Origin of the sequence: Ideonella azotifigens, from assembly GCF_021043325.1 — a bacterium.
GTDB classification, from domain to species: Bacteria; Pseudomonadota; Gammaproteobacteria; order Burkholderiales; family Burkholderiaceae_C; genus Ideonella; species Ideonella azotifigens.
In genome coordinates this window covers 46,241-66,438 of record NZ_JAJNKD010000003.1, presented here as the reverse complement: position 1 = coordinate 66,438, position 20,198 = coordinate 46,241, and the positions used below count along the sequence as shown (strand labels likewise).

The following is a 20,198-nucleotide window of genomic DNA, read 5'->3' as shown; positions in this document are numbered from 1 at the left end:
GTGGCTGGTGAGCAAGATGCACCCCTGCGCGCGTCGCGGCGATCCGCCCGCGGTACCCCGATCAGACCGTCTGCCGCCACGTCACCCAAATCACGAGTCCGATTCCAACCAGCGTTGATGCACAGAACGCGCTGCAATCCTGTCATCGCCTCCAGCGGCGAATACAACACAGGAGCGCATGCGATGAGATTTCGGGTACGGGGGATTTCGAGTGATGAGGTGCGGCAGTTCCGCGAGGGCGGGCCGGATGCGAATGGGCAGGCGGCTTTGCGGCGGGTGGCGCAGGGTGGGGCCAATCCTTGCCGACATTGCTTGCAGCTGATTGCCGAGGGGGACGAGATGTTGGTGCTGGCGTACCGGCCTTTTGGTTTGGTGCAGCCATATGCGGAGACGGGGCCGATCTTTCTGCATGCGCAGGACTGCGCGCACTGCGAGGCGGACCGGCTGCCGGCTTGGTTTGCCCATCTGCAGCCGGCGCTTGTTCGCGGGTATGACAGCAAGGACTGGATCAAGTACGAGACCGGCGCAGTGGTAGCCGGCAGTGAGCTGGCGGCGGCTTGCGAGAACATCCTGGCGGATGTTGACGTGGCCTATGTGCACATCCGCTCGAAGTTCAACTGCTTCCAGTGCCGGGTGGACCGCTTTTGATCGCTCTCTATTTGAGGCGCCTGAATCGGAGGCCCGGCGCGCCTGCTGGCACTGCGCGCCCAGTGGGCAGGCTTTGCGCATGCGCGCGCGGCGCCTCTTCCAGCCAGTGCGCTCGGCATTGCATCGTGCGCCGCGCCAGCCTGCCGCTGACGCCGGCGGCAGAGTTCTTCCGCGACCTGATCCGCCAGGCCAGCGTGCAGCTGGGCAAGCCAGCGCCGGTGGCCATGAAGAACGCAAGCCAGGTGCGCAAGACGGCCGGCAAGGCGAGCAAGACCGGCAAGAGCCCTGCCCAAAAGGGCTAAGTAGACGCCACATGGCGGGAAACGTGCCGGGGCGGAAGAATCCTGGTTTTCCCTCACTGCCCTCGCCGGATACCGCCATGCCCCTTGTTGCTGCTGCTGCGCCGCGCGCGCCCTGGTACCGCTCCCTCTATGCCCAGGTGCTGATCGCGATTGCGATTGGCGTGCTGCTGGGCCACTTCCAGCCGCAATGGGGCGAGGCGATGAAGCCGCTGGGCGACGGCTTCATCAAGCTGATCAAGATGATCATCGCGCCCATCATCTTCTGCACCGTGGTGCTGGGCATTGCCGGCATGGAGAACATGAAGAAGGTCGGCAAGACCGGTGGGCTGGCGCTGCTGTATTTCGAGGTCATGTCCACCGTGGCGCTGATCATCGGGCTGCTGATCGTCAACCTGGTGCAGCCAGGCGCCGGCATGCACGTGGACCCGAACGCGCTGGACACCAAGGGCCTGGCCAACTACGTGGGCCCGGGCAAGATGACCGGCACGGTGGACTTCCTGCTGGCCATCATCCCCAGCAGCGTGGTGGACGCCTTCGCCAAGGGCGAGATCCTGCAGGTGCTGCTGTTCTCGGTGCTGTTCGGCTTTGCGCTGCAGAAGTTCGGCGGCAAGAACAACATCGTCTTCAGCTTCATCGACAAGCTCTCGCATGTGCTGTTCGCCATCGTCGGCACCATCATGAAGCTGGCGCCGATTGGCGCATTCGGTGCCATGGCCTTCACCATCGGCAAGTACGGCGTGGGCTCGCTGCTGCAGCTGGCGCAGCTGATGGGCGCGTTCTACGCCACCTGCCTGATCTTCGTGCTGGTGGTGCTGGGCGGGGTCGCCCGGCTGCACGGTTTCTCGATCCTGAAGTTCGTGCGTTTCATCCGCGAGGAGCTGCTGATCGTGCTGGGCACTTCGTCCAGCGAATCGGTGCTGCCGCGCATGATGCGCAAGCTCGAACATGCCGGCGCCGAGAAGTCGGTGGTCGGCCTGGTGATCCCGACCGGCTATTCGTTCAACCTGGACGGCACCTCGATCTACCTGACCATGGCCGCGGTCTTCATCGCCCAGGCCACCGACACGCCGATGACGCTGCTGCAGCAGCTCACGCTGCTGGCGGTGCTGCTGCTGACCAGCAAGGGTGCGGCAGGCGTCACCGGCTCGGGCTTCATCGTGCTGGCGGCCACGCTTTCCGCGGTGGGCCACGTGCCGGTCGCCGGGCTGGCGCTGATCCTGGGCATTGACCGCTTCATGAGCGAAGCCCGCGCGCTGACCAACCTGGTGGGCAATGGGGTGGCCACGCTGGTGGTGGCCAAGTGGTGCGGCCAGCTGGACGCGCAGCAGTTGGACGCCGCGCTGGTGCAGCAGGTGCCGATGCCTGAAGAAGAGCAGCTTGTGCAGGCGGAGACCGCGGCACAGCCCTGAAGGCCCGCGAGGCGTGTGTTCAGGACTGCGCCTGCGCCTTGATGCCGCCCAGGATCAGGTCGATGCCGGCCAGGAAGTCGGCGCTGTCATCGTGGTTTCGCAGTTGCTCCGCGAGTGACCGTGTGAACGGGTACCTGGCCTCGTCGAGCGCAGCCCAGGCTGCGGAAGCCTCGCCCAGAAAGTCCTCCCGGCCGATATCGCGCGCCTGGGCCGAGCGCCGGTTCGCGGCGTTCTGTCCGCCAACGCCGAGGATGTAGTGCCACAGCGCTGACACCGCCGCCCACTGCCCGCCCGCGGGTACGCCCAGTGCCTGCACCTGCTGCCCGATGCTTTCGAACAGGCGCACCGTCGGCAGCTGGCCGGCGGCGTGGATCAGTGCCGAGCCGATCCAGGGATGCGCGTCCATCGCATCGAACATGCCGACCGCCAGCGCGCGGACCGTGGCCTCGGGCGTCTCGCCGTCCGCGCAAGCCGCCAGCGTGGCGGCGATCACCGCGTCACAGGCGGCCACCAGCAGCTCGCCCTTGTTGGCAATGTGCCAGTAGATCGCACCAGGCCCCGTCGCCAGCTGCTCTGACAGCGCACGGAAGGTCAGCCCGGCTTCGCCGGTGCTGTCCAGCAGGCCGATGGCCGCTTCGATGATGCGGTCCCGCGAGAGGGCGTCCCCGCGCCGTTGAGGAGAACGTGTCTTGTTGACCATGCCGCATGTTGACACAACTGGAACGGCGCTCCATCATCATGGAATGACGTTCCACGCATCATCCGTCGGCCGATGTCGCGCCCCACTCATGAAGGATTCGAGATGACACGCATGATCGCGATCGTTGGCGCCGGGCTTGGCGGGCTGATGCTGGCCCGGGTGCTGCACGTGCACGGCATCGCCTGCGCCGTCTACGAGGCCGAGGCCTCGCCCACCGCTCGCACGCAAGGCGGCATGCTGGACATTCACGAGGACAGCGGCCAGCTCGCATTGAAGGCCGCGAAGCTGCATGAGGCGTTTGTGCGGCTCATCCATCCCGGCGGCCAGGCCTCGCGCGTGCTGGACAAGACCGGCGCGGTGCTGCTGGATCAGCCCGATGACGGCAGCGGTGGCCGGCCCGAAGTTCGCCGAGGCGAGCTGCGCCGCCTGCTGCTGGATTCGCTGCCCGTCGGCACGGTGCGCTGGGATCACAAGCTCACATCGGTCGAAGCACTGGGCGATGGTCGCCACACCCTCAGCTTCGCCCACGGCGGCAGCGTCACAACCGACCTGCTCGTCGGCGCCGATGGCGCCTGGTCAAGGATCCGGCCATTGGTATCGGCCGCTGTGCCAGCCTACATCGGCACCACCTTCGTCGAAACCTACCTGTCCGATGCCGACGCCCGCCATCCGGCGAGCGCCACAGCCGTCGGCGGCGGCGCGCTGTTCGCGATGGCGCCAGGCAAAGGCATCTTTGCGCACCGCGAGCCGGACGGCGTGCTGCACACCTATGCGGCACTGCAAAAGCCGATGGCCTGGGTGGCGGAGGTCGAGGCCGCCGATGCTTCCGTCGCGCTGGCCCGCGTGGCGCTGGAATTTGACGGTTGGGACCGGGCGCTCACCGCGCTCATCACCGATGGCGAGACAGCGCCGGTGTTGCGGCCGATCCACGCCCTGCCCGCGGCCCACCGCTGGGACCGCATTCCCGGCGTGACGCTGCTGGGCGACGCGGCGCACCTGATGGCGCCTGCAGGCGATGGCGCGAATCTGGCGATGGTCGACGGCGCCGAGTTGGGTGAAGCCATCGCGGCGCGCCCCGGCGATCTGCAGGCCGCGCTGCAGGCCTACGAGGCGAAGCTCTTCCCGCGCAGCGCCGAGGCCGCCGCGGGCTCGACCGAAGTGCTGGCCATTTGCCTGGGCGACGCCGCGCCACACAGCCTGGTGCAGTTCCTGGACCAGGCCAAGGGTGCGACATAGAGCGCTGGCAAGCTTGCATCCACAATCACCCAGCCTCGCCAACCCACTACCCGAGCCGGTACCGCATGCCACCGCCCGACACCTCCGCGCCACAGGCCGCCGCACCGCCGCTGTTCACCGGCTACCAGCGCTTTGTCGCCGGACTGCTGGCCTGCCTGCAGTTTGCGGTGATCCTGGACTTCATGATCATGTCGCCGCTGGGCGCGGTGATCATGCCGGACCTGAAGATCACGACCGAGCAGTTCGGCCTGGTCGTCTCGGCCTATGCCTTCAGCGCAGGCGTGGTCGGCATCCTGACCGCAGGATTCGCGGACCGTTTCGACCGCAAGAAGCTGCTGCTGTTCTTCTACGCCGGCTTTGTCGCCAGCACGCTGTGGTGCGGCCTGGCGCAGACGTTTCACACGCTGCTGATGGCGCGCATCGTCACCGGCGTGTTCGCCGGCGTGATCGGCTCGGTGGTGATGGCGATTGCGACCGACCTGTTCGAGCTGCGCCTTCGTGGCCGGGTGATGGGCGTGATCCAGACCGCGTTTGCGGCCAGCCAGGTGCTGGGCCTGCCGGTGGGGCTGTACCTGTCCAACCGCTGGGATTGGCATGCGCCCTTCATTGCGATGGCCGCGTTTGGCGCAGCCGGCGGGCTGGTGATTGCCTGGCGCATGCGGCCGGTGGCGGACCACCTGAAGGCAGGCGCCCAGCACGGTGCGCTGAAGCACCTGCTGCAGACCGTTGTCGAGCCGCGCCATGTGACCGCCTTCGCGACCACCGCGCTGCTGACCACCGGCGGCTTCATGCTGATGCCCTTCAGCAGTGCCTTCGTGGTGCACACGCTGGGCATTCCGCTGGAAAGCCTGCCGACGATCTACCTGGTCACCGGCATGTGCACCATCTTCATCGGCCCGCTGGTGGGCAAGCTGGCCGACCGGCTGGGCAAGCTGCCGGTGTTCATGGCCGGCACGGCCGTCACCATCGTCATGGTGCTGGTCTACACCCACCTGCAGGCGGTGTCGCTGCCGTGGGTGATCGTGGTCAACGTGCTGATGTTCGTCGGCATCTTCTCGCGCATGATCCCGTTCCAGGCGCTGGTGAGCGCCGTGCCGGCGGCCACGCAGCGCGGCTCGTTCAATGCGGTGAATGCGGCGATCCAGCAGTTGGCCGGCGGCCTGGCCTCGCTGCTGGCCGGCCACATCGTGGCCTTTGGTGCAGATGGCAAGCTGCTGCACTTCCCGGTCGTCGGCTACGTGGTGGCCGCGACCTCGGTGGTGACCGCGACGCTGGTGTGGCGGCTGCAGCGCGACCTGCAACGGGCAGCGGCCGGGCCGGCCAGTGCCGCGGGCTGAGCCTGGCAGCAGCGCCTACCGGGGCGCTGCCGGCGCGGCGGCCGCCGTGCGCTCCGTCAGCGCCAGTGCGGCCAGCAGCCCGATGGGCAGCAGCAGCGAGGCAAAGCCCAGCGCCAGGTAGCCGAAACCGCCGCCCACCGCGCCCACGGTGAAGGCCAGGATGGGGCCGACGAAGCGGCGCATGCGCTCACGCAGCACGGCGTCGCTGGCGCCACGCAGCAGGTCCACCGCGTCGATCACCAACTGGGTCACGTTGCCCGTCATCACCGTGGTGGGCACGAGTTGGCCCAGTGCCAGCTTGGCCGCGGCGTTCTGCACGCCCATGGCCGCAGCGCCCAGCACCCCGGCCCACATGCCCAGGGCGCCCGGCGGCTGTTCCACCGGAGATGCCGCCCAGCCCAGCACCATGAAACCCGCAAGCAGCAGCAATTGCAGGCTCAGCAAGGGCCGCAGCAGTGGCATACCCCGGCGGCCGAGTGCCAGGCTCAGCAGCCGCGTAGCCGCCACGGCCAGCACGAACGCGGGAAACACCAGCAGCTTGAGCGTCACGCTGCCGCCGGCATGCGCCAGGGTGCTGCCGATCAGCACGAAGTTGCCGGTGACGTGCGCGGTGAACAGGCCGAACAGCGCGACGAAACCGACCGTGTCCACATGGCCCGCCACAAAACCCAGGCCGACGCCCAGCGCGGTGGCCCGGGTTGAACTCATGGGGCTGGGTGCCAAGGCGCTCATGGGCATGTCCTTCGAGGAAAAATGTGAGGGAGACAGAGCGCAAGACACGCATGCCGCCCATTTTTGTCCCGCTCAACTTCCCGCACATCGCCCGTGCGGCCGCGCGCCCCTCGCCCAGATGGGAGGGGCATGGCGCGAACGCCTCAGCCAGCCGCACGCCCCTGCGCCACCAGCGCAAAGAGGCGGGCGCAGCGCATCCAGGCCAGCGCCAGCACCGCTGCCTGGCCGGCCAGCAGCGCGATCAGCGTGCCCAGCCAACCGGGCAGGTGCCAGGCAGGCACCAGCAGGCCTGGGGCCTGCAGGCGAAGCCAGCTGAAGACGGCCAGCAGCACCAGGCCTGCCAGCGTGATCAGCAGGTAGCTCAGCACCGAGCGCCAGTGGCGCGGGGCCAGCACCCGCAGGCCGCGCCAGCCGGCCTTGACGGCCGAACGCTTGCGCATCTGCAGAACGAACTGGGCGCGGCCCGCGTCCACCGTGGCATTGGCCAGCAGCACCAGCAGCACGGCGATGAGCGTGGCGGCGGTCTCCCAATGGCCGGCAGAGGCTTCCAGCACCGCCTGCTCGGCATGGTGGCCGGCGGCCTTGTTCAAGCCAACACCGATGGCAATGGCCAGGCCCAACGGCAGCAAGGCCCAGAGCGTGATGCGGAACAGCCGGCCGTAGTCGGCCAGGCCGCCGCGCAGCAGCGCGCCAAAGCCTTGCGGTGCCGGTTGGCGCGCCGCCGTCACGGCCAGGCCGGTGAGCCAGGGCGAGAGCAGCAGCGTGAGCGCCAGGCCGGCCAGGCCCACGGCGGGCAGCACGGTGCCCGCCTGCTGGACCAAGGTGACCACCATCTCGGCAATCAGCGGCAGCGAGAAGCCGCTGGCCAGCTGCGGCGCGCGCAACGAATGGTCCACGAAAGAGGCCAGCGCCCGCCACAGCGGCAGGAACAGCAGCAGTGCCGGCAGGCTCAAGCCCGCCCACCACAGCAGCAGCAAGCGCCATTGCAGGGCCTGCCGGGCCGCCAGGCACAGCGTGGCCCGGACGGAGGAAGAAGAAACAGCCGCGTCACTCATAGCGTGCTCACCAGGGCGTAAAAGGTTTGGACCAGGGCCGCGATTTCATAAGCCCAGCGGCGGGCCGCCGCGGGCTCTGCCTTGAGCACCTGGCTGTTGTCCAGCCGGTGGGTGTCCAGCGCATGCTCGTCCTGCGGATCGAGCTCGGCCGACAAAGCCTTGGCCGGCTTGACCCAGCTGTAGCGGGCCCAGCGGCGCTGGTCGTCCCAGCGCACGGTCTCGCTGCTGCCATCGGCAAAGCGCACCACCAGGGTCTGGGGCGCCGAGGCGCCGTAACGGCGCAGCGTCACGGTGGTACGGAAGGGCAAGGGGCCTGCGGCATCGGGCTTGGCATCGGGATGGGCCTTGTCCCACGCCTTGCGGTCCTGCGCCAGCTGCTCGTCGATCTCACCTTCAGTGCGCTCGACCCAGCGGCCGTCTTTCTGCACGGTGCCGGGCTGCGGGCGCTCTTCTTCGCTGACCAGCTTGCTCACGCGGTCGTCCACCTTCTGCGCCGCGTAGACCTGCTGCTCGAAGATGCGGTTGACGACTTCGGGCTTGCCCGAGCCTTCGATCAGCGCGGCCTGGAGATCGCCAATGGCGGGGTGGCGGAATTTCCAGCGGTCGTAGTAGATCTTGAAGGAACGCGCCAGGGCCTCGCTGCCGATGAGCGTCTCCAGTTCATGGAAGGCCGTGGCGCTGCGGCCGTAAACGCTGCCGTAGCTGTTGCTGGAGAGGCGGTCCCAGCTGTTCTCGCCGGTGCCGTCCGCCGGCTCGCCCAGCACCGAGAAGAGGCGCTCGACCTCGAACGTCGGTGCTTCCAGACGCACGCCCAGGCGCTGCATGCCGCGGCTGCTGAGCGAGTTCAGCTGGCCGCGCCCCTGGATCATGCGCATGTCCCAGAACTCGTTCATGCCTTCGTCCAGCATCGGCTCCTCGAACTCGTTCGAGGCCAGGATGCCGTAGAAGTAGCCGTGGCCAAACTCGTGGATGGTCACGAAGTCCAGGCCGTAGGCATTCGCAGTGCCGGGGCTGAGGTCCTTGTAGCCCTCGGCGGTGAAGAAGGTGGGGTACTCCATGCCACCCGCTTCTTCTGCGTTGTACGGCGGCACCACGGCGGTCACCGTCTTGTACGGGTAGGCGCCCAGCGTCTGCGAGAAGTAGGTCAGCGAATCCAGCGTGGCCTTGAGCACCGGCTGCGCGTTGTGCGCGTACTCGGGCGGGAACAGCACCCGCACCTTGACCGGAGGGCTGCCAGGGCCGGACCAATCCGCCTCCAGCGGCGTGTCGAAACGCTTGTCGGCGGTGAAGGCGAAGTCATGCACATCGCCCTGCACATAGCGGTGGGTGACCCAGCCGTCCTTTTCCACCGGGGCGCCCTGCAGCTCACCCACGGCGCCCACCGTCACGCCCTTGGGCACGGTGATGGCCACGTCGTACTGGCCGAAGTCGGCGTAGAACTCGCTGTGCAGGTGGAACTCGTGGGCATTCCAGCGCGGCGCGGTGGCACCGCGCTCACCCGGCAGTTCCAGCACCGCCATCTTGGGGAACCACTGGCCCACCAGGTGGAAGCTGCCGAAGTAGCCGGTGCGCGCGATGACGCGCGGCAACTGGTCGAAGAAGTCAATGTCCAGCTGGGTGCTGGCACCGGGCGCCACCGGCTGCGGCAGGTCCAGCCGCACAACGGTGTGGTCGGTCTCCGGGCCGTTGTCCGGGTGCACGAAGTACCAGGGCACGGCAGCGCCGGCCTGCTGGACCTTTTTCAGCTCGATGTGGCCCCACTGGCCTTCGTTTGCATCCACCTCGCTGCGAAAGCCGAAACCGAGGTTGCGCTGCTCGCTGAAGAAGGTGCTGCCCTGCCCTTCGAAGCCGTTCATGTACAGGTGCAGGTAGACGGCGCGCACCTCGCGGTCGCTGCGGTTGCGCCAGGTCATCTGCTGCTGGGCTTCGATGGTGTGTTTCTCCGGGTCCAGCTTGGCCTGGATGCGGTAGTCCACAACGCGGTCGGACAGCGTGGCCGCGCCGGGCTGGCGTGGGCCGCCCCAGGCACCGGGCGCACTGGGCTCGCGCACCATGGCCGCATGTGGCGAGGCCAGCGCAATGCCGTCGGGCGACGGTGGCACGAGGGCCGCGCTGGCAGCTGCGGGCGCCGCGGTCGCCGCGGCGCTGGTGGCGCCCGGCGGTGCGGAGGGGTGGCAGCCTGTCAGGGCCAGGCCACCCAGGACCAGCGCCGATGAGGCGGCCAGTCCGGTCAGGAGTCTCGACATGCGCATGAGCTCAGTCTTCGAGTTGGTTGGGGTTGAGTCCGGGATTGGGCAAGAGGCCGGATGTTAGGCGTCCGCGCTGGCGAGGCGCCGCGCAGCCGGCGCGGCGGACTGTAGGAAGGCCTTCGCCGAATGAGCCTCGGTTGCGACAGGATGCCGCTGGCGCCGACCAGTTGCAGGCTGGCGCGACGAACTGCAGAAGCGTTCAGCCCAGCGTCCAGCGCGCCAGAGAGACCCACTGCCACAGGGCAAACCCCAGCAGCAGCAGCGCCGAGGCCTGGTTCACCCGGCGCCGCCAACGCACATCGAAGCGCTGGCGCAGCCGGCCGACGACTGCCGTCAAGAGCCACCACCACAGCGCCGAGCCACAACCCACACCGAGGATCATCCAGCCCGGCGAAGCCGGCTGCGCCGAGCTGCCGGCCAGCGCGCCGAAGATGGCCAGGAAGGACAGGATGGTGGCGGGGTTGGAAAGCGTCAGCAGGAAGGTGCCGGCGAAAGAGCCCAGCAGGCTGCCGGCGCCGGGCGCTGAAGCCGCGCGCTCGGCCACCGGCGCCTGCCAGGTGCGCCATGCGAGCCAGGCCAGCACCGCGCCGCCGACGAGGGCCAGCGGCACGCGCGCGCCGACCAGCCAGTCGATCACCAGCGTGACGCCAAACGCGCCCAGTGCGCCATAGCAGGCGTCCGCCGCGGCGGCGCCCAAGCCGGTGGCCAGGCCGGCGGCCTGGCCCTGGTCCAGCGTGCGCTGGATGGTCAAGAGGCCAATGGGCCCGACCGGCGCGGCGATCGACAGGCCGACCAACATGGCCTGGCTGAAAAGTGAGATGTCCATCGACCAATGTTAGAGGCCGACAGACAGCGGGCCCCACTCAGGCCGGTTGCAGCGACAGGCTTTGCCTGGCCGGCAGCGGGCCGCAGAAGGCGAAGTCGACCTCGGGCCGGCGGCCGTCGATCAGCTGCGCGAGCGCATGGCCGGAGCCCGCACCGTGGGTCCAGCCCAACGTGCCGTGGCCGGTGTTGAGGAACAGCTTGCGCACGCGGCTTTCGCCGATGTAGGGCACGTTGCCGGGTGTCGCCGGACGCAACCCCGTCCAGTAGCTGGCCAGCTCGGGCCGGCTCACGCCGGGGAAGAGTTGCAGCGTGCGGCGCACGATGGCCTCGCAGCGCACCGGGTTCAGCGCCAGGTCGTAGCCGTTCAGCTCGGCCGTGCCGGCAATGCGCAGGCGGTCGCCCTCGGGCGAGGTGAAGCGCGAGAAGACCAGCTTGTACTCGTCGTCGGTCAGGCTGACCTGCGGGGCCTTGGCGGCGTCCAGCACCGGCAACGTGGCCGAATAGCCCTTGGCCGGGTAGATGTCCAGCGTCAGGCCGGCTTGCTTGGCCAGCTGCGGGCTGAAGCTGCCGGCGGCCAGCACGTAGGCGTCGGCGCTCAGCACCTCGTACATGCCGGTTTCGTTGGCGAACTCCACGCCGGTCATCTCGCCGCCTTCGCTGCGCAGCTTCTGCACGCGCACACCGTAGCGGAACTTCACGCCGCGCTCGGCAGCGAGTGCGGCCAGGCCGGTGGTGAACTTGTGCACGTCGCCGGATTCGTCGGCACTGGTGTAGGTGGCGCCGGCCAGCTGCGGTGCGATGTGGGCCATCGCCGGCTCCAGCTTCACGACCTCGTCGCGGCCGATCACCTCGCGCTCGCAGCCCAGTTCGCGCATCACGCGCGCCGGCTCCACCGCCAGGTCGAACTCCTGCTGGCTGGTGTAGAAGTGCAGGATGCCCTTGGTGAGATGGTCGTACTGCAGCCCGGTCTCGGCGCGCAGCGCCTGCAGGCAGCTGCGGCTGTAGGTGCCCAGGTTCAGCAGCTGGATCATGTTGCGCCTGGAGCGCGCGGCCGGGCATTCCAGCAGGAACTTCAGGCCCCAGCGCCACTGCGCCGGGTCGGCCCGCAGGCGGAACAGCAGCGGTGCGTCTTCCTTGCCCAGCCACTTCAGCAGCTTCAGCGGCGCGCTGGGGTTGGCCCAGGGCTCGGCATGGCTGACGGAAATCTGGCCGCCGTTGCCGAAGCTGGTTTCGCGGGCCGCACCAGCATTGCGCTCCAGCACGGTGACCTCATGCCCGGCCTGCGCCAGGTACCAGGCCGTGGACACGCCGATCACGCCGGCGCCGAGAACGATGACTTTCATGGGAAAGCGCTTTCTTTCAGGCAAAAAGAAAGGGGCAGTGGCCGAAGCCTTGCGATCTGCTCGCAAGATTCCGGCCACTGCCCCCACTGTCCTTTTGCCTGAGAGATTCACGCCGCGGTTCCCCGCGGCGCTTGCCCCTTCGGCGGCTGCCATCGGCGAAGCTTTCAAGGCCTGCCGTGCAACGCTCTCCAGTTTGTCGAGATGGTTCCAGTCTTTGGGCCTGAGCGTTCTGAGGGGTACGCCTTCGGCAGCTTCAGCAACAAGTGCTTCGGCTTCTCCTGGAAGAAGATCAGTTTACAGCGGGCGACGCGGCACGGGAGCCGCGGGACGCACCGGCGCGGCAAATGCCGCACGGAAGGCGCCCAGGATCGCCAGGATCAGGTCGGAACGCATTCAGTGGCTCCAGCTCATCATGCTGAGCTGCGTGTGCGCGCTCTCGACGGTGCCGCGCTCGAGCCGGCGAATGCGCCGCTCCAGGTCGCCCATGTCGACGGCTTGCGACAGGTAGCGCTCGTCGTCTTCACGGCTGGCGTCCTGGCCGCGTTGCGAAGGGGTAGTCAGTTGGGCGATGAAACGCCGGACAGTTGCGTAGGTGTTTTGAACGGAGGTCATGGTCTGTACCCTTTTTGGGGCTGATGGAGGGCCATCTCTCGGAGCGGTGGCTCCGGACAGCCCGGTTTGGTTTTTGTATGCAATGTAGTCTAAGGGTTTCCACTCAATCGTGCTGGCGAGGGATCGGTTAACAAGGCCCTAGAAACGGCCGCATTTCACGACGCAAAGCCTTGTTTTCATTGGCAAAACCGCCTTTTCACCAGACCAGATCCAAAGTGCCTTCGCATCGGGTTATGCACAAACAGCATGACTTTGACATGCCGCCCAGCACCGCTCACTGAGTGCCCCAATCGCAGAACGCGAAACGCGAATTCGCTGCCGGCCACCGACGTTTCGTCAGCAAATCGAACCTTCTGCACGGCCAAACCGGCAACTCGTCGCATCCCGGTCGCACCGCAGGCCGCGGCTTCCTAAAGTCCACTCATCGACACCCCGAACCGCACCAGGAGCCCACCATGACCGCCACCGCCACCCGTTTCGCCGCTGCTTCCAACGCCGCCCGCGCCGGCTTCGCCGGTCTGACCGCCGTGGTCACACTGACGGTGCTGGCGGGCGTGACCCACATCGCCGGCCAGCAAGTCCAGGACGTGCAGTTGGCCCAGGCCCGCAGCAACGCCGCGACGATGCTCGCCAGCGCCGTGCCGGCCAACGAAATGCCGCTGCAGATCGTCGTCGTGACCGGCAAGCGGGTCTGACACCCAGTCGCGTCGATCCCGCGCCGAGGGCCCCGCACTGCGGGGCCTTTTTCGTTGTGGCGCCGAACGCCAGCGGGCCGCTGCAGCAGCCGGTCGACGCACCACTGAGTAGACGTCCCGGTAGACCTTCTCCACACAGTTCAGCCGCTGCCGTTCATCCCTGCGGGCAGCAGTTTGGCCAGGCGCTGCGGCAACTCGTCGCATCCCGGTCGCAAGCGCAAGCGGCGCTGCCTAAAGTCCACCCATCGAAACACGATTTGCAGCCCAGCAGGAGCCTCAAATGACCACCCCCAACAGCACCGCCAACGTCAACACCCGCGAATTCCAAGCCAGCTCGAAGGCCGCCCGCACCGGCTTCCTCAGCCTGGCCGCGATGGTGACCTTCAGCGTGCTGGCCGGCATGTCGCAGATCGCCAATGCCCAGGCGGACGATGCGCTGGTCGCACAGGCCGCTTCGCAAGGCGCGGTGCAGGTCGTCGTGGTCTGCGGCAAGCGCAGCGCCGTCTGAGCCAAGCGCTCAGCGAAGTTCCTTCAGCAACTGCTTCAGGCGCTTGCGCCCTTCTGCATTCGTGCCGCGCCAGACTTCCTGCGCCAAGGCCAGGAACTGCTGCTCGGCGGCACTCGGCGACTGCGGCACATGCTCGCCGTCCAGCCAGCCCAGCGGCTGCTCGCACGCCACCTCGATCTGATGCGCCAGCTTGTCACCGATGGGCCGGCTGCTCTTGATCTGGCTCCACATGCTGGGGCTGATCTGCAGCTGTTGCGCAAAGGCCTGCTCCATGCCCTTGGGCGGCACGCCAGCCCGCATCTGCGACTCGGCATAACGTTGAAACAAGGCCAGCACGTTCTGGCGGCGATTCACGGTGAGGTTGTCTGACACGAAAGCGGTTGTGGCGGCGAAGACACGATCTGGAACACAAAGATTGTCGCACCCGCTTGACGCAGAAGTGAAGACTCTTTACAGTTCACCCATTCGCTGCTGAGTGGCTTCCACTGCTCACGGCACCGGAACCTTCGGGTTCCACCGATCACCAGGTCTTTCGTTCCAACCCAACCGAAGTCTCACCGTGAACTCCGCCACCTTCATCGCCAAGCGTTCGCTGCCCCTTTCGGGCCAGTGCACCGGCATGGGTGCAGGGTTTGCAGGCTTGTCTGCAAACGTTTGCGGTTTGAACAGCCAGGCCGGTGATCACAGCCACAACATGCCCCCGGGCGAGGCCAGCGCATAGCGCGTTGCCTCCTACTCGAATCCATCGAGGCCCGGCATCCGAAAGGATCCGGGCCTTGTTGCTTTTGACCTTCTGAATTTCTGTCCCATCACGGGTGTGTTTCGGCAAAACGGCCGAGCAGTGCGCTTTCTCTGTGTGAGAGCGGCCAGGATGTGCGCCACGGGGACGCCCGTGTCGTGCAGCGAGAACACGGCGCAAGCCTTCGGGGTCTTGCGTTCGCGCTGGAGCACAACCGTGATGGGACTGAAGACCCATGTTTCACGAAGCCTTCGTCGAGCTCACGCTTCGAAGGCGGAAATCGGCCGCAAAGATTGGGCGGCACCGGAACCCGTCACCGGAACCTTTCACCAAGTGCGCTCAGGCGTGGCCGTAGCTCAATGGCAGAGCCGTGGCTTGTGATGCCACTGATGTCGGTTCGATCCCGGCCGGCCACCCCTGAGCGCATCGCGCTTTCACCCCAAAAACAGGAGGACATCATGAAGAAGTACAACCCACAGGCGGCTGAAGCCTTCAGCTTTCGAACCCACCCGTAAGCGCCGCAAAGGCTACCCGTCCGAGACCGGCGTCAAGCGCGGCGCGCGGGTGGTGCATGGCGACAAGGAACTGCTGGAGAAGCTGGGGCGCCAAGACCCCTGCCCCTGCGGTTCGGCGCGCCGGTTTCATGCAGTGCTGCCTGCGCAGCGGCTCGTTTTGACGGCGCACTGCGCCAGGACTATTTCCGCGACTGAGGCGCAGCTTCACCCGACACCGGCAAGCGCGCAACACCGCAGACAAGCGCCGGGCCGAGGCTGTGAGCCACGGTTTGGCGGTTCAACCATTGAAAGGAGTTTCCGATGAAGACCCGGATCTCTTCCCTTGCCAACGCCCTGCTGGACAGCCTGGGCAGTGGCCTGCTGCTGATGGCCGCGGTGATGACTTTCAGCCTGCTGGCCGGCCTGGTGCAGGTGGCCGAAGCCCAGCGCCAGGGCTCGCAACTGGCTGACGCGCAGTTGCCCGAGGCGGCTGCCGCCGTGCCGGCGCTGTTTCTGGACGATGCGCCGGAAGCCCCGGCCTCGGCCGTGCCGCCGCCCGGCAAGCCCTTGAGCACCTGACGCTCTGCGCCACACGGCAGTGGCCAGCTGGCCACCACTCATCGCCTGCAAAGGCAACTCAATCACCTGCCGGCCCCGCCTGTCGCAAGACGGTCGCGGCGGGGATCGCGGCTGCCTAAAGTACATCCATCGACACCCACCGCACACCGCAAGGAGCCCCAAATGACCCCCTTCACGTTCATGAACACCACCAGCCTTCGCACCCGCGCCCCTTTCCTGGCACTGGCCGCCACCGTCACGCTGACCGTGCTGGCCAGCCTGAGCCACTACGCCGACCGGCAGGTCCAGGCCGAACAGTTCGCCCAGGCCACGCCGAGCGCCCCGACCCAGGTGGTCGTGGTCACCGGCAAGCGCAGCATCAACGGCTGAGCGCCCCGGCCATGTGCCGGTGTGATGTGGCTGTCCGAATGTCAAGTTGATCGACTGGTCCCACTGACCACTCATTCGCCCCGCAACCGCGGGGCTTTTTTTCGCCTGCGCGCTACAGCGCCGCGAGCACCCGCTCTGCAATCGCCAGCGAAGCGGTCAGCCCCGGGGACTCGATGCCGAACAGGTTGACCAGGCCGCGCACGCCATGCGCGGCCTCGCCCTGGATCAGGAAGCCGGCCGCCGCCTCGCCCGGCCCGCTGATCTTCGGGCGAATGCCGGCGTAGCCCGGCTGCAAGGCGCCGTCCTGCAAGCCGGGCCAGTAGCGCCGGATGGCCGCGTAGAACGCATCGGCGCGTGCCGGGTCGACCCGGTAGTCCAGCGTGTCCACCCATTCCACGTCCGGCCCGAAACGGGCCTGGCCGCCGAGGTCGATGGTCAGGTGCACGCCCAGCCCGCCCGGCTCGGGCACCGGGTAGATCAGCCGCGAAAACGGCGAGCGGCCGGCCAGGCTGTAATAGTTGCCCTTGGCCAGGTACAGCGGCGGCACCTGTTCCGCAGGGAAGCCGGCCAGGCCGCTGGCCAGCGCCTGTGCGTGCAGACCAGCACTGTTGACGACCAGGCCCGCGTGGATCGCCATCGGCTGCTCGCCGCCCACTTGCAGCGTGATGCCTTCGGCCCCGCATTCACCGCCCAGCACCGGCGCGTCATAGGCGAGCATGCCGCCTGCCTGCTCGAAGTCCCCCTGCAGCGCCAGCATCAGGCCGTGGCTGTCGACGATGCCGGTGCTGCTGCTCTCCAGCGCGGCCATGCATCGCAGCTGCGGCTCGGCAGCCCGCGCCTGCGCAGCGCTGACCATCGCCAGCTCGCTCACACCATTGGCATGGCCAGTGGCCTGCAGCTTCTCCAGCGTGTCGCGCTGCTCGGCCGAGGTCGCAACGATCAGCTTGCCGCAGCGCCGGTGCGCCACGCCGTGGCTGGCGCAGTAGTGGTACAGCAGCTGCTTGCCGCGCACGCACAGCTCGGCTTTCAGCGAGCCGGTGGGGTAGTAGATGCCGGCGTGGATGACCTCGCTGTTGCGCGAGCTGGTGCCGCTGCCAATGCAGTGCTCGCGCTCAAGCAGCACGGTCTCAAAGCCACGCAGGGCCAGCGCGCGGGCCACGGCCAGCCCGACCACGCCGGCACCGACGACGATGCAATCCACTCGTTCCATCACTCACCCGTTCCTGCAGACTGGCGCCCAGTCTCGCAGGTTCAGGGGCGATGGTCAGAACGCGTGGCGCACGCCCGCCGCAATGCCCACCTGCACACCACCAGCCACCGGGCCGTTGCCCGCGGCTGCATTGCTGACCGCCAGCGCCAGCGTGCCACTGTTGCCGATGCGGCCGGCTGTCGCGTAGATCGCCGTGCGCTTGGACAGGCTGTAGGCGCCGCGCAGCGCGTAGAGCGTGGCCTTGTTGTCGCTGTCCTTGTAGCTCAGCCGGAACAGCTCGCCGTCCAGCGTGAAGGCTGGCGTCACGGCATAGGCCGCGCCGGCATACCAGAGCCCGCTGCGCGGCGTGGTGGCGCTGCCTTCGTTGCGGCGCGAGATCACGCCGGCGCCGAGCTTCAGTGCGTCGAACCTGACCCAGCCGGCTGCCGTGGCGCGCCGGTCGGTCAGCGTGCTGCTGGTCAGGCTGGCAAAGGCGCCGGTGCCGCCGCGGATCTGGTCGACCGCCAGCGCCAGGCCCCAGTTCGGCGCGTCGTATTTGGCCAGCGCGGACCATTCGCGGCAGGCTTGCGCATCGGCCGCGCTTTCGCCGGCGCAGTTGGTGCCCGAAGGGCTGGGCACGTTGACAGAGTCGCGGCCCAGGCTGTACGTGGCGCCCACCGTAAAGCCGTTGAACGTGCCGCGGTAGGCCACCGCGTTGTCGGCCCTCGCATTGGGCAGGTAGCTGTCCAGCGAGGCCGAGCCATAGGCGTTGGGGCCAAGGATGTCGGCATCCAGCTGCGACCAGAACAGCATCGTGTACTGGCGGCCCAGCGTCAGGCTGCCCCAGTTGCCGGTCAGGCCCACGAAAGCCTGGCGGCCGAACACCCGCCCGCCCTGGTTGAAGGTGCCGGTGTCCAGGCCCAGGCCCTGCTCCAGCGTGAACACCGCCTTCAACCCCTCACCCAGATCCTCGGTGCCACGGAAGCCCAGCCGTGAAGGCACCGTGCCGGTCAGGCCCGGCAGGCGGTTGGTGCCGGTGCTGGCTGCGCCCACGTTCGTCAGGTGTTCGACCGACTGGTCGAGCAGGCCGTAGATGGTCACGGTCTGGGCCTGGGTGGCGAAACTGGCAGAGGCCAGCATGGCCAAGGCGGCCAGGTTCAGCAGGGATCGATGCATGTCGGCTGTCTCCGGTAGGGCTGGCGGTGATCGTGGCGCCACCGTGCTGATTGAATGAGCGCCGCAGTGTAGGAAGCCGGCCCCAGCGTCAGAAGATGGCGGAACCGGTGGCGCAATTACCCGGCGTTATCGCGTCAGCCACACCCGTGCCGGCGGTTGACATGCCCCGTTGATGCGCCAATCATGGCCAGCCCTGACCGACCTCTGAGGCCACTCGCTCACACCATGACCCTGCCCTTACCTGTCCGTCTGAGGACCGCATCGACCTTGCTGTTCGGCTGCCTTGTCTTCGCGTCCATCCAGGCCCTGGCGGCCACTGCTGCGAAGCCTGCACCCCTCAAGCCGGCACAGGCTTGCAGCAGCCTGTTGAAGGCGGACCTGAGCGCCATCGGCGGGGATGGCAGCCGCGTCACCAGCGCCAGGGAAACTACCAACGGCGGCGCACTCGTCTGCGCGGTGGAAGGCCAGCTGGCGCCCAGCGTCGGCTTCGTGATGACGCTGCCGCTGAAGACCTGGACCGGGCGCTTTTTGCAGGTCGGCTGCGGCGGGCTGTGCGGCCGCGCGTCGCTGGAAGTGGGCGCCGCCGAGGGCTGCCTGCCGCTGCAGGCGGGCGGCTTTGCCATCGCCTCGACCGACATGGGCCATCAGGGCATGAGCGGTGACTTTGGCCGTGACCCGCAGCAACGCGCGGACTTCGCGCACCGCGCGGTGCACCTCACTGCACTGGCCGCCAAGCAGTTGATCCGCAGCTTCTACGGCAAGCCGGCCGCCAGGTCCTATTTCACCGGCTGCTCTGACGGCGGCCGGGAAGCCTTGATCGAGGCCCAGCGCTACCCGGAAGACTTCGACGGCATCATCGCCGGTGCCGGCGCGCTGAACTTCCAGGTGCAGAACAGCATGTACCACGCCTGGCAGGCGCGTAGCAACACCGGCCTGGACGGCAAGGCCGTACTCGTGGCCTCCAAGCTGCCGCTGTTGCACCAGGCCGTGCTCGCGCAATGCGACAAGCTCGACGGCCAGGCCGATGGCCTGATCGCCAACCCGCGCGCCTGTTACGTGGACCTGGCCCCGCTGCGCTGCGAACCCGGCGTGGCCGCCAGTGCGAAATGCCTGAACGAAGCCGAGCTCGAAGCCGTGCGCCGCTTGTACGACGGCCCGCGCGACCCCGAAACCGGCGAGCGCCTGACCGTGGCAGGCCCCATGCCGGGCTCCGAGCTGGCCTGGGCCGGCGTGTTCGTGCCGGAGAGCGCCAGCCAGCCCATCTTCAGCGAACGCATCGCACTGGACGCGCTGCGCAACCTGAGCTTCGAGACCGACCCGCCAGCCGACTTCCGCCTCGCCGACCTGCCGTTCGACGGCGCCACCTTCGACCGCCTGCGCGCACGGCGCCCGCTGTTCGACGCGACCAACCCCGACCTCTCGGCCTTTGCCAAGGCCGGCGGCAAGCTGATCCTGTGGCATGGCTGGTCAGACCCGCACATCTCGCCGCTGAACACGGTCGCCTACCTCAACGCCGTCCAGCGCGTGATGGGCGCCGCGCAGGCCGAGGCCTTCACCCGCCTGTACCTGCTGCCCGGCGTGTACCACTGCGGCAGTGGCGAAGGCCCGAGTGCGGTGGACTTCCTGACGCCGCTGCTGGACTGGGTCGAACGCGGCGTGGCGCCGCAGGCCGTCGTCGCCCGCGCACCCAGTCCCAAGGAGGCCAAAAGCAACTTCGGCCAACCCACTGCCGCCGGTGCCAGCGCAGCGCCAGCCGCCGCAGCGCCCGGTGCGCCGCCTGCCACCACCGTGGCCCCGAACGCGCGATTGCGCCCAGTCTTCCCGTACCCCGCCATGGCAGTGCATGACGGCAAGGGCGATCCCAACACCGCCAGCAGCTACAGCGGCGTGCTGCCGCCCAGCGTGCCGGCGCTGCCGGCCTGGCGTGGCGACGACTTCTTCCGGCCCTACGCGCCCAGCGTGCGCTGAAGGCCCGGCACGGCCGCCGAGCTGAGCGACGCG

The 20,198-nt window shown here is 68.0% G+C and carries 21 protein-coding genes, 1 tRNA gene and 1 riboswitch; of the genes, 12 read left to right on the top strand and 10 right to left on the bottom strand.

The window, feature by feature from the left end:
* The first annotated feature begins 117 nt into the window (after nt 1–117).
* The 3 genes from LRH25_RS08425 (at nt 118) to LRH25_RS08415 (ending at nt 2,359) form a co-directional block, all read left to right on the top strand.
* Nucleotides 118–648 carry a DUF1203 domain-containing protein gene (locus LRH25_RS08425; RefSeq protein ID WP_211361395.1) on the top strand — a complete coding sequence of 177 codons (531 nt, stop codon included), beginning with the start codon at nt 118–120 and terminating at the stop codon, nt 646–648.
* Nucleotides 649–773: 125 nt separating this feature from the next.
* Nucleotides 774–950, top strand: coding sequence for a hypothetical protein (locus tag LRH25_RS08420; RefSeq protein WP_170200881.1), 177 nt, complete (start codon nt 774–776; stop codon nt 948–950).
* 77 nt (nt 951–1,027) lie between these two features.
* On the top strand, nt 1,028–2,359 hold the full coding sequence (locus LRH25_RS08415; RefSeq protein WP_141287917.1) for a dicarboxylate/amino acid:cation symporter: 1,332 nt from the start codon (nt 1,028–1,030) through the stop codon (nt 2,357–2,359).
* A gap of 19 nt (nt 2,360–2,378) precedes the next feature.
* Here LRH25_RS08415 and LRH25_RS08410 read toward each other — a convergent pair whose 3' ends face one another.
* Nucleotides 2,379–3,059, bottom strand: a complete 681-nt coding sequence (locus LRH25_RS08410; RefSeq protein ID WP_141287918.1) for a TetR/AcrR family transcriptional regulator — start codon at nt 3,057–3,059, stop codon at nt 2,379–2,381.
* A gap of 102 nt (nt 3,060–3,161) precedes the next feature.
* On the opposite strand from LRH25_RS08410, the gene LRH25_RS08405 reads away from it, so the two are divergent.
* Together LRH25_RS08405 and LRH25_RS08400 are read left to right on the top strand one after the other, a co-directional pair.
* Entirely contained in the window at nt 3,162–4,295 is a 1,134-nt protein-coding gene (locus LRH25_RS08405) for an FAD-dependent oxidoreductase (RefSeq protein WP_141287919.1), read from the top strand.
* A gap of 65 nt (nt 4,296–4,360) precedes the next feature.
* Complete coding sequence (locus LRH25_RS08400; protein ID WP_231010838.1) at nt 4,361–5,632, top strand: MFS transporter; 1,272 nt, start codon at nt 4,361–4,363, stop codon at nt 5,630–5,632.
* 15 nt (nt 5,633–5,647) lie between these two features.
* Here the strand turns inward: LRH25_RS08400 and LRH25_RS08395 are convergent, their stop codons facing one another.
* From LRH25_RS08395 to LRH25_RS08370, 6 genes are all read right to left on the bottom strand, one after another.
* Nucleotides 5,648–6,364, bottom strand: a complete 717-nt coding sequence (locus LRH25_RS08395; RefSeq protein WP_231010837.1) for a YoaK family protein — start codon at nt 6,362–6,364, stop codon at nt 5,648–5,650.
* Nucleotides 6,365–6,507: 143 nt separating this feature from the next.
* A complete protein-coding gene (locus LRH25_RS08390; RefSeq protein ID WP_141290157.1) occupies nt 6,508–7,419 on the bottom strand; it encodes a hypothetical protein in 912 nt (303 codons plus the stop codon).
* A complete protein-coding gene (locus LRH25_RS08385) occupies nt 7,416–9,665 on the bottom strand; it encodes a M1 family metallopeptidase (RefSeq protein ID WP_231010835.1) in 2,250 nt (749 codons plus the stop codon). The genes LRH25_RS08390 and LRH25_RS08385 overlap by 4 nt, the downstream gene beginning before the upstream one ends.
* 202 nt (nt 9,666–9,867) lie before the next feature.
* Nucleotides 9,868–10,494: a LysE family translocator gene (locus LRH25_RS08380; RefSeq protein WP_231010828.1), complete on the bottom strand. Its 627-nt coding sequence runs from the start codon at nt 10,492–10,494 to the stop codon at nt 9,868–9,870.
* Nucleotides 10,495–10,531: 37 nt separating this feature from the next.
* Nucleotides 10,532–11,860 (bottom strand): D-amino acid dehydrogenase, encoded by a 1,329-nt coding sequence (locus LRH25_RS08375; RefSeq protein WP_343997028.1) that lies wholly within the window; start codon nt 11,858–11,860, stop codon nt 10,532–10,534.
* A gap of 52 nt (nt 11,861–11,912) precedes the next feature.
* Nucleotides 11,913–12,038: riboswitch (glycine riboswitch) on the bottom strand.
* A gap of 191 nt (nt 12,039–12,229) precedes the next feature.
* Nucleotides 12,230–12,448 (bottom strand): DUF3563 family protein, encoded by a 219-nt coding sequence (locus LRH25_RS08370; RefSeq protein ID WP_141287779.1) that lies wholly within the window; start codon nt 12,446–12,448, stop codon nt 12,230–12,232.
* Between the two features lie 455 nt (nt 12,449–12,903).
* Between LRH25_RS08370 and LRH25_RS08365 the strand changes: the two genes are divergently transcribed.
* Both LRH25_RS08365 and LRH25_RS08360 read left to right on the top strand, forming a co-directional pair.
* Complete coding sequence (locus LRH25_RS08365; RefSeq protein ID WP_141287778.1) at nt 12,904–13,143, top strand: hypothetical protein; 240 nt, start codon at nt 12,904–12,906, stop codon at nt 13,141–13,143.
* Nucleotides 13,144–13,423: 280 nt separating this feature from the next.
* Nucleotides 13,424–13,651, top strand: coding sequence for a hypothetical protein (locus tag LRH25_RS08360; protein ID WP_141287777.1), 228 nt, complete (start codon nt 13,424–13,426; stop codon nt 13,649–13,651).
* A gap of 9 nt (nt 13,652–13,660) precedes the next feature.
* On the opposite strand, the gene LRH25_RS08355 is transcribed toward LRH25_RS08360, so the two are convergent.
* Nucleotides 13,661–14,023: a hypothetical protein gene (locus tag LRH25_RS08355; protein ID WP_141287776.1), complete on the bottom strand. Its 363-nt coding sequence runs from the start codon at nt 14,021–14,023 to the stop codon at nt 13,661–13,663.
* A gap of 187 nt (nt 14,024–14,210) precedes the next feature.
* Between LRH25_RS08355 and LRH25_RS08350 the strand changes: the two genes are divergently transcribed.
* From LRH25_RS08350 to LRH25_RS08335, 4 genes are all read left to right on the top strand, one after another.
* Nucleotides 14,211–14,372 carry a hypothetical protein gene (locus LRH25_RS08350; RefSeq protein ID WP_231010825.1) on the top strand — a complete coding sequence of 54 codons (162 nt, stop codon included), beginning with the start codon at nt 14,211–14,213 and terminating at the stop codon, nt 14,370–14,372.
* A gap of 363 nt (nt 14,373–14,735) precedes the next feature.
* Nucleotides 14,736–14,806: transfer RNA gene (locus tag LRH25_RS08345), tRNA-His, on the top strand.
* Nucleotides 14,807–15,205: 399 nt separating this feature from the next.
* The gene (locus LRH25_RS08340; protein WP_141287775.1) at nt 15,206–15,463 is read left to right on the top strand and encodes a hypothetical protein; all 258 of its coding nucleotides are present in this window, start codon (nt 15,206–15,208) and stop codon (nt 15,461–15,463) included.
* A gap of 162 nt (nt 15,464–15,625) precedes the next feature.
* Complete coding sequence (locus tag LRH25_RS08335) at nt 15,626–15,832, top strand: hypothetical protein (protein WP_141287774.1); 207 nt, start codon at nt 15,626–15,628, stop codon at nt 15,830–15,832.
* 112 nt (nt 15,833–15,944) lie between these two features.
* On the opposite strand, the gene LRH25_RS08330 is transcribed toward LRH25_RS08335, so the two are convergent.
* Both LRH25_RS08330 and LRH25_RS08325 read right to left on the bottom strand, forming a co-directional pair.
* Nucleotides 15,945–17,042 (bottom strand): NAD(P)/FAD-dependent oxidoreductase, encoded by a 1,098-nt coding sequence (locus LRH25_RS08330; RefSeq protein ID WP_141287773.1) that lies wholly within the window; start codon nt 17,040–17,042, stop codon nt 15,945–15,947.
* Nucleotides 17,043–17,096: 54 nt separating this feature from the next.
* On the bottom strand, nt 17,097–18,197 hold the full coding sequence (locus LRH25_RS08325; RefSeq protein WP_141287772.1) for a porin: 1,101 nt from the start codon (nt 18,195–18,197) through the stop codon (nt 17,097–17,099).
* 225 nt (nt 18,198–18,422) lie between these two features.
* Here LRH25_RS08325 and LRH25_RS08320 point away from each other — a divergent pair, with 225 nt between their 5' ends.
* Nucleotides 18,423–20,165, top strand: a complete 1,743-nt coding sequence (locus LRH25_RS08320; RefSeq protein WP_231010823.1) for a tannase/feruloyl esterase family alpha/beta hydrolase — start codon at nt 18,423–18,425, stop codon at nt 20,163–20,165.
* Nucleotides 20,166–20,198: the final 33 nt, after the last annotated feature.